At 60.8% G+C, this 12,672-nt stretch carries 9 protein-coding genes; 8 read left to right on the forward strand and 1 reads right to left on the reverse strand.

What is annotated here, in order from left to right:
• Nucleotides 1–52: 52 nt before the first annotated feature.
• The 6 genes from Q0Z94_RS04835 to Q0Z94_RS04860 all read left to right on the forward strand — a co-directional run bounded on the left by Q0Z94_RS04835 (nt 53) and on the right by Q0Z94_RS04860 (nt 9,016).
• On the forward strand, nt 53–1,438 hold the full coding sequence (locus Q0Z94_RS04835) for an FAD-linked oxidase C-terminal domain-containing protein (RefSeq protein WP_298067893.1): 1,386 nt from the start codon (nt 53–55) through the stop codon (nt 1,436–1,438).
• 2 nt (nt 1,439–1,440) lie between these two features.
• Nucleotides 1,441–2,751: a (Fe-S)-binding protein gene (locus Q0Z94_RS04840; protein ID WP_298067894.1), complete on the forward strand. Its 1,311-nt coding sequence runs from the start codon at nt 1,441–1,443 to the stop codon at nt 2,749–2,751.
• Nucleotides 2,752–2,826: 75 nt separating this feature from the next.
• Entirely contained in the window at nt 2,827–3,453 is a 627-nt protein-coding gene (locus Q0Z94_RS04845; RefSeq protein WP_298067895.1) for a lactate utilization protein, read from the forward strand.
• A gap of 3 nt (nt 3,454–3,456) precedes the next feature.
• Nucleotides 3,457–5,607 carry an L-lactate dehydrogenase (quinone) large subunit LdhH gene (gene ldhH / locus Q0Z94_RS04850; RefSeq protein WP_298067896.1) on the forward strand — a complete coding sequence of 717 codons (2,151 nt, stop codon included), beginning with the start codon at nt 3,457–3,459 and terminating at the stop codon, nt 5,605–5,607.
• A gap of 145 nt (nt 5,608–5,752) precedes the next feature.
• Nucleotides 5,753–7,441, forward strand: coding sequence for an L-lactate permease (locus tag Q0Z94_RS04855; protein WP_298067897.1), 1,689 nt, complete (start codon nt 5,753–5,755; stop codon nt 7,439–7,441).
• A gap of 201 nt (nt 7,442–7,642) precedes the next feature.
• Nucleotides 7,643–9,016 (forward strand): replication-associated recombination protein A, encoded by a 1,374-nt coding sequence (locus tag Q0Z94_RS04860; RefSeq protein WP_298067898.1) that lies wholly within the window; start codon nt 7,643–7,645, stop codon nt 9,014–9,016.
• 102 nt (nt 9,017–9,118) lie between these two features.
• Here the strand turns inward: Q0Z94_RS04860 and Q0Z94_RS04865 are convergent, their stop codons facing one another.
• Complete coding sequence (locus Q0Z94_RS04865; protein ID WP_298067899.1) at nt 9,119–9,898, reverse strand: SDR family oxidoreductase; 780 nt, start codon at nt 9,896–9,898, stop codon at nt 9,119–9,121.
• A gap of 549 nt (nt 9,899–10,447) precedes the next feature.
• On the opposite strand from Q0Z94_RS04865, the gene Q0Z94_RS04870 reads away from it, so the two are divergent.
• Complete coding sequence (locus Q0Z94_RS04870; RefSeq protein WP_298067900.1) at nt 10,448–11,368, forward strand: respiratory nitrate reductase subunit gamma; 921 nt, start codon at nt 10,448–10,450, stop codon at nt 11,366–11,368.
• 10 nt (nt 11,369–11,378) lie between these two features.
• Nucleotides 11,379–12,672: (Fe-S)-binding protein (locus tag Q0Z94_RS04875; protein WP_298067901.1), on the forward strand; the 1,294-nt coding region annotated here is incomplete at its 3' end.

Raw genomic sequence — 12,672 nt, forward strand, 5'->3', positions numbered from 1 at the left:
AAAAGTGTATCCTGTCTTGTTGACTTCATAAATCCTTCCGGGAGGGGATGCCATGATCAGCCCGAATCTCATCAAGGACCTGAGCGCTCTGCTGGGCGCCGAAAATGTGTTCACCAGCGAAGCGGACAGGCAATGCTACTCCTACGACAGCGCCGTGCTGCCCCCAAAGGTGCCGGCGCTGGTTCTCCGTCCCACGCAGACGGAACAGATCGGCGAGATCATCCGCCTGTGCTATGAAGCGGGGCTTGCCATCACTGTGCGCGGCGCGGGTTCCAACCTCTCCGGCGGTACCGTGCCGGACACCGTGGACAGTGCCGTCATCCTCACCAACAGTCTGCAGAAGATCCTCGAAATCAACAGTGAAGATCTTTACGCCGTGGTTCAGCCGGGCGTCGTCACCGCCCAGTTTGCCGCTGCGGTGGAAGCGCAGGGTCTGTTCTATCCGCCCGATCCCGGCTCCATGTCCGTGTCCACACTGGCCGGAAACATCGCCGAGAACGCAGGAGGACTGCGCGGTCTCAAGTACGGCGTGACCAAGGACTACGTCATGGGGCTGGAGTTTTACGACTACGAGGGCAACCTGGTGAAAACCGGCTCCCGCACCGTGAAATGCGTGACCGGCTTCAACCTGGCCGGGCTTATGGTCGGTTCCGAAGGCACCATGGGTGTCATCAGCAAGGCCATCCTCAAGCTGGTTCCGCCGCCCCGCGCCTCCCGCGCCATCACCGCTGAATTTGCCGACGTGCAGGACGCTGCCGACGCCGTAGCCGCCATGATCGCCGCCCATGTCGTGCCCTGCACGCTGGAGCTGCTCGACCAGGCCACCCTGAAATATGTGGAAGCCGACCAGAAAATCGGTCTTCCCGTGGAAGCGGCCGCCATGCTGCTCATCGAAGTGGACGGTCATCCCGGACAGGTGGCCGACGAAGCCGCCATCGTGGAAGACGTGCTGAAGAAGTGCCATGCCACGGGCATCCATCTGCCCAAGGATGCCGCGGAAAAGAACAAACTGTGGGCCGCCCGGCGCAACGCTCTGCCCGCCCTCGCCCGCGCCCGTCCCACCTGCGTACTGGAAGACGCCACCGTGCCCCGCTCCAAAATCCCGGCCATGATCAAGAGCCTCAACGAGATCGCGGCCAAGTACAAGCTGAACATGGGCACCTTCGGCCATGCCGGAGACGGCAACCTGCATCCCACCATTCTGTGCGACAAGCGCGACCATGAAGAATTCTCCCGCGTGGAAGCCGCCGTCGATGAAATCTTCGACGTGGCCCTCAAGCTGGGCGGAACCCTTTCCGGCGAACACGGCATCGGCACGGCCAAGGCCAAGTGGATGGAAAAGGAAACCAGCAAGGGAACCATTCTCTTCTCCCAGCGTATGCGCCGCGCCATCGATCCCAAGGGCCTGTTCAACGCCTGCAAGATCACGGGGATATGACCATGAGCGATATCTCCCGCCTTGCAAAAACACTGATGAAGCTGGACGACAGACTGGCAGACTGTATGCGCTGCGGTCTGTGTCAGGCCGTCTGCCCCGTCTTTGGCGTCACCCATAGAGAAGCCGATGTAAGCCGCGGCAAGCTCGCGCTGCTCGACAACCTCGCGCACAAGATGATCGAGGACGCCGATGCCGTGGAAGAGAAGCTGAACCGCTGCCTGCTCTGCGGCTCCTGTCAGGCGAACTGTCCCTCCGGAGTCTCCATTCTGGAAATCTTCATGGAGGCCCGTCAGGCTCTGGTGGACTACCGCGGCCTGTCCCCCATCAAGAAGCTGGTGTTCCGCGAACTGCTCGCCCGTCCGCAGCTCTTCAGCGCCATGGTGCGCAGCGCCGCTCCCTTCCAGGGACTGGTCATGCGTCAGAAGGGCGCGAAGACCTACGACCTGCCGCTTTTCCGCAAGCTCGTCGGCTCACGTCACGTCGCCAGACTTCCAGGCAAGCCTCTGCACACGAAATACGGCAGCCTGCGCACCGAAGGAGCGACCGGCATCAAGGTGCTGTTCTTCCCCGGCTGCATGGCCGACAAATACTACACTCAGCTCGGTGAAGCCTGCCTCAAGGTGCTCAGGCATCACGGTGTCGGCGTGGTCATGCCCGCCGACCTCACCTGCTGCGGCATCCCGGCACTGGCCTCCGGCGACCGCAGGGGCTTTGTGCTGGAAACACAGAAGAACCTCGATGCCATCGGCCGCGAACTCGTGGGCGGCGGCATCGACTATGTGCTCACGCCCTGCGGTTCCTGCTCCGCCACGCTGAAGGAATGGTGGCCGCACTTCAAGGAGGACTTCTCTCCCGACCATCAGAAGACCATCGGCGCCGTGGCCGATCGGGTCATGGACATCAACGCTTTTCTCGTGGATGTGCTGCATGTGGACAGGCTCGAACCCGGCATCCGCCATTCCGACAAGACCACCCGCGTGACCTTCCACGATTCCTGCCATCTGAAAAAGAGCCTCGGCGTTTCCGAACAGCCCCGCAAACTCATCCGCCTGAACCCCGACTACGAGCTGGTGGAGATGGCGGAGGCCGACCGCTGCTGCGGCTGCGGCGGCAGCTTTACCCTGTTCCACTACGATCTGTCGAAGGAAATCGGCCAGCGCAAACGCGACAATATCGTGCGCACGGGCGCGGCGGCCGTGGCCACGGGCTGCCCGGCCTGTATGCTCCAGCTCTCCGACATACTCTCGCAGAACAAGGACGAAGTGCAGGTCAAGCACCCCATCGAGATCTACGCGGAAACGCTTCCCGACTGACCCCGGAGGAAAGAACGGTTCCCGCCGCTCTTTCCCTCCCCCGCCCCTGCGGCGGAATACTGCCAAGGAGAGACAATGACTCAGGATCAACTTGTTGAAGTGGTGAAAGCCAAGGCCCCCTCGGTGCCGGTCTCGCTCTACGAGGCCAGGGACTTCGCGGACGCCGTACAGTATGCCGTGGACGTGACGGAAAAGAGACGCCACTGCGAAATGCTGCTGCCCAAGGAAGGCGAAACCTACGGCCCGCTCAGCGAAAATTCCTTCCCCACCATGCTCGACCGCTTTATCGCGGCTCCCGGCCTTTCCGATGAGGAATTCGCCGTTCTGGAAGGAAAGACCGCCGGAACCGACATCATTCTGCTGCGCTCCGGCCTGCGCGGCCACATGGGCGGCTTCAACACCAGCATCACCTGGGCGGAGGCCCTCGTCGCCGACACGGTGACCTGCGTGGTCAATTCCAACAGCGAAGAAGTGCGCCTCGGCACGATGGTGGCCGAAGTCTCCGTCATGCTGGTGCGCAAATCCACGCTGCTGAACAAGCTGGAAGACGCCAACAGCCTCATGCTCGATCTGCTCAACCGCGGCGGCGCTTCCTACACGGCCTTCATCACCGGCCCCAGCCGTACGGCCGATATCGAACGCGTGGGCGCACTCGGCGTACACGGCCCTCTCGAACTTCATATCGTACTGCTGGAGGACTAAGCCATGGCCGACGCCAAAAACATGAAGGAATACCACAGCCAGATTCAGGAAGCGCTGGACGACAAGTTCCTCCGCGCCACGCTGGACAAGTTCGCCGTTGAATACAAGGCCAACCGCACCCGTATCTTCGAAGGCATGGATGTGGACGGTCTGATCAAGCAGGTGGCCGACATCAAGGACAACGCCGCTCAGCACATGATGGAGCTGTTCGAGCAGTTCAAGACCGAAGCCGAAAAACGCGGCGTCCATGTGCACCTCGCTTCCACCGGCGCCGAGGCCAACCGCATCATTGCCCGGATCGCCAAGGAAAACAACTGCCACAACATCATCAAGTCCAAGTCCATGACGGCGGAAGAAATCCACCTCAACACAGCTCTGGAAAAAGAAGGCTGCCGCGTGGTGGAAACCGACCTTGGTGAATGGATCATTCAGCTCCGCCATGAAGGGCCCTCGCACATGGTCATGCCCGCCATCCACCTGTCCCGCTATCAGGTCGCTGATCTGTTCACCGACGTGACCAAGGTGCAGCAGGACAGGGAGGATATCCAGAAGCTGGTGAAGGTAGCCCGTAAGGAACTGCGCATCGAGTATGTGAAGGCCGACATGGGCATTTCCGGCGCCAACTTCGCCGTGGCGGAAGCCGGACTCATCGGCACGGCCACCAACGAGGGCAACCTGCGCCTCGTCACCACCATGCCCCGCGTCCATGTGGTGCTCGCCGGTCTGGAAAAGCTCATCCCCACCGTGGCCGATGCCCTGAAGGTACTTCAGGTTCTGCCCAGGAATGCCACGGCTCAGGCCATCACCTCCTACATCACCTGGATCGCCGGCGCCAACGAATGCGCCACAGGGCCGAACGGCCGCAAGGAAATGCACATCGTCTTCCTTGACAACGGCCGGCTTAAGATCGCCCAGGATCCCGCCTTCAAGGATATCCTGCGCTGCGTGCGCTGCGGCGCCTGCGCCAATGTCTGCCCCGTCTACCGTCTCATCGGCGGACACAAGATGGGCTATGTGTACATCGGCGCCGTGGGCCTCGCCCTCACCTACCTGTACCACGGAGCGGACAAGGCCCGTGCGCTGGTGCAGAACTGCATCGGCTGCGAATCCTGCAAGAACGTGTGTTCCGCGGGCATCGACCTGCCCCGCATCACCCGCGAGATCCGTGCCCGCCTCGTCAAGGCGGAGGGCAACAACCCTGCCGGTTCCGTGATGAGCATGGTGATGAAGGATCGCGACCGCTTCCACAGCCTGCTGAAGTTCATCAAGTTCTCGCAGAAGCCCCTCACCGTGAAGGGAGGCAGGTTCATCCGTCATCTGCCCGCCGTGCTCATGGGAGGCGACCAGAGCTTCCGCCAGCTTCCGGCTCTGGCTCCCAAGTCCTTCCGCCAGCTCTTCAACGGCGTGGTGAACAACCCCGCTCAGCCCAGATTCCGTGTGGCCATCTTCTCCGGCTGCGCTCAGGACTTCATCTATCCCGAGCAGCTCGTGGCCGCCGTGCGTCTGCTCAACAAGCACGGCGTTCATGTGGAGTTCCCCCTCGGCCAGACCTGCTGCGGTCTGCCTTTGGACATGATGGGCCAGCGCGATACCAGCATCCAGGTGAGTTCGCAGAACGTGAACGCCTTTGAAGCCGGCAAGTACGATGCCATCATCACCCTCTGCGCCTCCTGCACCGGTCACCTGAAGAACAGCTATCCCGAACTGCTGAAGGACAGCCCGGATCAGTACCGCGCCGGTATCTTCGTCTCCAAGGTCATGGACTTCACCTCCTTCGTCTACAACAAGCTCGGACTGCGCGCCGATGACTTCGTCAAGTCGAATGAGAAGGTGACCTACCACTCGCCCTGCCATATGCGCGATCTGGGCGTGACCGAAGAACCCCGCGCCCTGCTGAACATGGTCGCCGACTATGTGCCCGCGGCCGAAGAAGACACCTGCTGCGGCTTTGGCGGTACCTTCTCCGTGAAGTTCCCCGAACTTTCCGCTGAAATCGGCAAAAAGAAGCTCAAGAACAGTGAAGACACCGGAGCGTCTCTTGTCGTGACCGACTGCCCGGGCTGCGTCATGCAGATCCGCGGCGTAGCCACGGCCAACGATTCGCAGCTCAAGGTCGAGCACATCTCCGAACTGCTCGCCCGTCACATGAAGTAACAGAACAAGGCTCCGCTCCGCCCGGGGCGGAGCCGCATCGACCGCGCGTCCAGCCCTTCGGGGCCTTCCGATACGCTGACACGGCGCAGGTTCATTTCCTGCGTGACCCGCTTACCTTTTTACACGAGAGTAGAGGAGTGCCTTTATGAACACTGAACTGCTGGCCCTATTCGCCGTTGCGCCGCTTCTGGTGGCGCTGGTTCTCATGGTCGGCCTTCGCTGGTCCTCCATGCGCGCCATGCCCCTTGCCTGGGCGACCGGCGCCATCCTCGCCATCATTGTATGGCAGCTTCCCGTCATCCGGGTGATCGCTCTCACCCTGGAGGGCTTCATCACGGCAGCCGGCGTGCTGATTATCGTTTTCGGCGCGCTGCTCATCTACTACACGCTTACCTACAGCGGCGCCATGGAAACCATTCAGGCGGGCATGAAGAAGATCAGCCCCGACCGCCGCGTGCAGACCATCATCATTGGCTTCATGTTCGCCGCCTTCATTGAAGGCGCAGCCGGCTTCGGCACTCCCGCAGCTCTTGCGGCTCCTCTGCTCCTCGGCCTCGGCTTCCCTCCCCTCTGCGCGGCCGTCATCTGCCTCGCCTTCAACAGCATCCCCGTGACCTTCGGCGCTGTGGGCACTCCCGTGCTTCAGGGCTTCAAATCCATTGAAAGCCTCGCTCTGGCAGCCCTCGGCTCCGGTGACCCCGCCCTTGTCTACAAGACCATCGGCGAATACGTCACCCTCATGCACCTGCCCATGCTCTTCATCCTGCCCATCTTCCTGCTGGGCTTCATGACCCGCTACTACGGCAAGAACAAGTCCTGGGCTGAAGGCTTTGCTGCGTGGAAGTACTGCCTGCTCGCCTCCGTCTGCTTCGGCGTGCCCTACCTCATCCTCGCCTGGACCGTCGGGCCCGAACTGCCTTCCCTGCTCGGCGGTATCATCGGCCTCGGCGTCCTCGTGGCGCTCACCAAGAAGGGCATCTGCGTGCCTGAAGGCACCTGGGACTTCGACAGCAACGACAAGTGGGATCCCGCCTGGATCGGCGAAATCAAGCCCTCTGACGTGACCGAATACCGGGAGCACATGAGCCAGTTCATGGCCTGGCTGCCCTACATCCTCTGCGGACTCATCCTCGTGATCACCCGCGTGCCCGCCTTCCACCTGAAGCCCATCGTCACCGACCCGATGTTCAACATCGGCGCTTCCAACATCCTTGGTCAGCAGGGTGTGGCTTCCTACATCGCCATCCTGAACCTGCCCGGAACCATCCCCTTCATCCTGGTCTCCATCCTTACCATCTTCCTGCACGGTATGCTGCGCAACGATGAAATCGGCAGCAACAAGGTCAGCAAGGCCTGGAGCACCGCCTTTGCCAAGATGAAGGCTCCCACCATCTCCCTGCTCGCCGCCGTTGCCCTCGTGTCCATCTTCAAGGGTACGGGCGTCAGCGAAGCCACCAACCACGTCTCCATGCCCATGGCTCTGGCTCAGTGCCTGGCCGACCTCGCCGGCGGTGCCTGGCCTGCCCTCGCCTCCTACGTCGGCGGCCTCGGTGCGTTCATCACCGGCTCCAACACCGTGTCCGACATGCTCTTCGCCAACTTCCAGTGGGATATGGCCAAGACTCTCGGCTACACCGTGCCTCAGTACTTCATCATCCTCGCGGCTCAGGGCGCCGGCGGCGCCATGGGCAACATGATCTGCATCCATAACATCGTGGCTGCCTGCGCCGTGCTCGGACTCATCGGCAAGGAAGGCGACATCCTCCGCCGCACCGCCGCGCCCTTCTTCCTGTATGGCGTTGCCGTCGGTATCGTGGCCTTCATCCTCATGTAACGCTCTCAACACTATCTGAAACAGGGCCGCCTTCGGGCGGCTCTTTTTTTCCCTCAGCCCGGCCCGAAAACTGCCCCACGGGTGCTTTTCTCCGGAAGCTTATGCCGCTATCATGGCAGGCGGAAGCCCGCCCGATCCGAATCTGCCGCAGGCTTCCGGCAGAAACACGGATCCGCCGGACCTTTCAGGGGAGGGGACAGCATGGAGCAGCATTCCTTTTTCGACAACGACCTTTCCCAGCCGCTGGCCGCACGCCTGCGTCCACGCACGCTGGAAGAATTCTTCGGTCAGGAGCACCTGCTCGGCAAGGGCAAGGTACTGCGCAAACTCATCGAATCAGACCAGCTTTCCTCCATGATCTTCTGGGGGCCTCCGGGCGTGGGCAAGACCACGCTGGCCCGCATCATCGCCGGGCATACCAAATCGGGCTTTATCGACTTTTCCGCCGTGACCAGCGGCATCAAGGAGATACGCGCCGTCATGCAGCAGGCGGAAAAAGACCGCAGCTACGGAAGGCGCACCCTGCTTTTTGTGGACGAGATACACCGCTTCAACAAGGCTCAGCAGGACGCCTTTCTGCCCTTCGTGGAAAAAGGCAGCATTGTCCTCATCGGCGCGACCACGGAAAACCCTTCCTTCGAGGTCAACGGCGCCTTGCTCTCACGCTGCAAGGTCTTCGTCCTGCACCAGCTCTCAGAAGCCGACATGACGGCTCTGCTCGAACGCGCTCTGCATGACCCAAGGGGCTTTGGCAGACAGCACATCGTCATGCCGCCGGACATGCTGGAAATCATCGCCGCCTTTTCCAACGGCGACGCACGCTCGGCGCTTTCCACGCTGGAAATGGCCGTACTCAATGGGGACCTAGAAGGCGACACCGTGCGCATTTCCAAAGAGGCGCTGGAAGCCTGCACCTCACGCAAGTCCCTGCTCTACGACAAAAAAGGTGAAGAGCACTACAACCTTATTTCCGCGCTGCACAAGTCCATGCGCAATTCCGACCCCGATGCAGCGGTGTACTGGCTCGCCCGTATGCTGGAGGCGGGAGAGGATCCGCTCTACATCGCCCGCAGGGTCACCCGCTTCGCAAGCGAGGACGTGGGGTTGGCCGACCCTCACGCGCTGGACACGGCCGTCTCCGCGTATCATGCCTGCCATCTCATCGGTATGCCGGAATGTTCCGTACACCTCACTCAGGCCGTGGTCTATCTCTCCCTTGCGCCCAAATCCAACAGTCTGTACGTCGCCTACACACGGGCGCGGAAGGACGCGCTCTCCATGCTCGATGAACCCGTGCCCCTTCAGCTGCGCAACGCCCCAACGAAACTCATGCAGGAACTCGACTACGGCAAGGGCTACCAGTACGCCCATCATGCGGAAGAACGTCTTACGAACATGCACTGCCTGCCCGACGCCCTGCTTGATCGCTCCTACTACGTTCCCACAGCACAGGGACTGGAAGCCCGATGCCGTCAGCGCCTCGAAAGCATCAAGGCGTGGAAGCGAACCCACGAAGACAAAGGCTCATCCGAAAGCGAAAACTCAGATAAAAGCGGGCAGAAACCGCAGGACTAACCGCACACCGTTCCACTCTCCGCCGCTTAACCCCTGGTGTAAGGCAAGAAGCCCGAGACTCAGACAGTAAAAGCAAGACAGCGGAAACCGCAGCGAAAAGGCTCAGCCGCGACCTTCCCAGGCCGCAGAGGGATTCTGTACGCAGTATTTGCCGCCGCTGGCTTCCACGCCGCAGCCGGTGATGAAACTCGCGGCGTCGGATGCGAGGAACACGATGAGACGAGCAATCTCCTCCGTGCGGCCGTAGCGGTTCTGCACGGCCTGGCGCTGAACCATGCCCGCGCCGTATTCCCCTATTACCGCGGCGTTGATGGCGGTGAGTACAAAGCCCGGCATATAGGCCACCACACGGATATGATCCGGAGCCAGTTCAGCGGCGAGTACCTTTGTCATGTGGCTCACCGCCGCCTTGGTGACGCCGTAGGCGCCCCGTCCTCCGGTAGGCATGATGGAGGCATAGGAAGAAGCATTGACGATGACGCCTCCTCCCGCCTTGCGCAGATGGGGAATGGCCGCGCGCGAACCGTACAGCACGCCATCCACATTCACGGCAAAAGTCTCCCGCCAGAGTTCCAGAGGCATGTCTTCCAGATCCCCCTTGGGATAGATGCCGGCGTTGTTCACCCACACATCGATGCGCCCGAATGCGGCCGCCGTCTCCTCCGCCAGGCGCTTCATATCACCCTGACTGGTCACGTCGGCGCGCACGGCCAAAACCTGCCGATCAGCGTACTCAGCCCGAAACGCTGCCAGCCTGTCCTCGGATCGTCCGCATACGGCTACCCGGCAGCCCTCCTCAAGAAACGCATCCACACTGGCCTTGCCTATACCGGCGGTTCCGCCCGTGATAACCACAATCTTGCCGCGAAGTCCAAATTCCATGGCGTTCTCCTCAGCGTTCTCCTCTTTCAGCATTCGCCAGTCCGTTCACCCGCCCTCAAAGGCCCGGAGAAAGCAGCCCTGAGCCTGTGGTCAAACCGTCACAAGCCAGCATACGGCAATACCGCAGTCCACCGCAAGCCTGCCGGAATGGACGGAACGCCTCTGAACATCTCTCCTGTACGCCCTTTCCACATGCGTACTCCGCTCCCCTTGCTTCAAGGGCACATCGTGCTTACTTGTCAGGATGAAGGGTAAAAACGCCTCCGGCAGTTTTGTCCGCGCCGTAACTTAAGGAAACTTTCTGCCAGGACAGGCTTGTTTTTTGGCACCGAGTTGTGTACTCTTGTCGAGCTTACCTCCGGTGCATCCTTGCGCCGGCCTTGCCGTCAGGCAATGGCCCTTGCTGGAAAGAAGGGAAATTATTCCGCATACTTCTATCTGTAAACGGCGTTGCGGCAGGCGGTCTGGAAGCGTGGTGCGGAAATGATGGCCGGGGCAGATTGCCCCTGTCAGGATGCAAGTTGGCGGATAACGCGACAGGAGACAACCATGAGCATCTTTTTCTACTGTTTGGCCTATGTGGCAGTCATCGCCTTCGTGGCCGTGGCTCTGATGAAGATCATCGGCTATCTCAAGAAACCTCAGCACCTGCGTTGGGAACTCTATCCCGTGGCACACGAAGATCCCGAACGCGTCAAATACGGCGGCAGCTACCTGGAAAAGGTCGATTGGTGGAAAGACAAGCACCGCAGCTGCATGGTCGGCTCCCTCAAGGGCTTCCTCATCGAAGCGCTCTTTCTCAAGGCCGTCTGGGAACACAACCGCACGCTCTGGATGCGTACCTATCCCTTCCATGTCGGCCTCTATCTGCTCCTCGGCGCCATGGGCCTGTCCATACTCGCCGCCCTCGGAATGCTCGCCGGAGCTGATGGCTTTGTGACCTTCTGCACCGTCCTCACCGTGATCTGCGATGTCCTCGGCTTCGCCGGCATCCTGTTCGGAGCCGTGGGTCTGATCCAGCGCCGCCTGTGCGACAAGGGTCTGCGCAAATACACCACCAACGAACACTTCTTCAACCTCGGCCTGTTCGGCTTGTACGGCCTGCTCGGTCTCGTCCTGTGCCTCGGCTACGGCGTGTACGATTTCGCACTCATGGGCAACAGCTTCATTTACGGTATGCTTTCCTTCACGTCCATGACGCTGACACCGCTGTATGTGCTCTATCTGCTCATCGGCTTCTTCATGTTCTTCTGGGTGCCCTACAGCTTCCTTGGTCACCTGTTCATGAAGTATTTCACCTGGCACGACATCCGCTGGGGCGACGCTCCTACCGTCAACAACCCCAAGCTCCAGAGCCAGCTTGCCAACAACCTGAACCTGCCCGTGAGCTGGCGCGCTCCGCACGTTCAGGGCGACGGCAAGAAGACCTGGGCCGAAGTCGCCACTTCCAACCCCGAGCTTCAGGATTAAGGAGCCGCACATGAAAACTTCGCAGGAACTCACCTTTAATGATATGTCGAGGGAGGAAGGGCTCCTCACCACCGTTGACGTGAACACCCTCCGCCCCCTGGCCGTCGATCATCAGACCTATCCCTGGAAAGTCATCACCGAAGACCAGAAGCAGAAGTACTGCTGTCTGCTGGACGACATCAACGTCCTGCTCATCCCCGTGCCCCAGACCAAGGCCGAGGAAGAAGAGATGGTCAACAAGTTCCTGGACGGTGTGCGCAAGCTGTTCACCCCCGAGAACAACTGGACCTGCCTTGCCATGCTCGACACCACGATGGATTACTGCGCGCAGTGCAATTCCTGCTCCGCAGCCTGCCATCTGTACGAAATGTCCGGCGAACATGAAATGTACCGTCCGAACTTCCGCTCCGAGCTGTTCCGCCGTATCTACAAGCAGTATATCAAGAAGGAACCTCTCGCCAAGTGGCGTTACGGCGATACCGAACTCAACTGGAAGACCGTCGTGCGTCTGGCAGAACTCGCCTACCGCTGCAATCTGTGCCGCCGCTGCGCACAGGTCTGCCCCATCGGTGTGGACAACGGCCTTATTGCCCGCGAACTGCGCAAGCTCTTCAGCCAGGAATTCGGCTGGACACCCCGCGAACTGCATGAAAAGGGTACGCAGCTCCAGCTCAAGGTCGGCTCCTCCACCGGCATGAACCCCGACGTGGTTCAGGAAACCGTGGAATTCATCGATGAAGACTATGTGGAAGCCACGGGCTACGAATTCAAGACGCCCTGGGACGTGCCGAACGCTGACATCCTGCTCATCCACAACGCCGGCGAAATGCTCGCCTGGCCCGACAACATCGCGGCCTTCTCCATCATCTTCGAAGCTGCCGGTCTGTCCTGGACGCTGAGTTCCGAGATCGCCGGCTACGACTCCGTGAACTACGGCGTGTTCTACGATGACGTACAGGCCGCCCGCGTAGCCATCAAGCACGCCCAGGCCGCCAAGAAACTGGGCGTCAAGAAAATCGTCATCGGCGAATGCGGCCATGCCCACAAAGCCCTCACCGTCATCGCCGACCGCATCCTGCCGCCTGACCTGAACATCCCCCGCGAAAGCTGCTTCCCCCTGCTGCGCGACATCGTTCTCGGCGGCAAGCTCAAGCTCGACCCCAGCCGCAACAACTTCCCCGTCACCCTGCACGACCCCTGCAACCTGGTGCGTCTCATGGGTGTGGTGAAGCCCCAGCGCGATGTGCTCCATGCCATCTGCCCGCAGTTCCGCGAAATGACCCCGCACGGCGTGGAAAACTACT

The sequence above is a fragment of the uncultured Mailhella sp. genome, from assembly GCF_947631555.1.
In the GTDB taxonomy this organism is placed as follows: Bacteria; Desulfobacterota; Desulfovibrionia; order Desulfovibrionales; family Desulfovibrionaceae; genus Mailhella.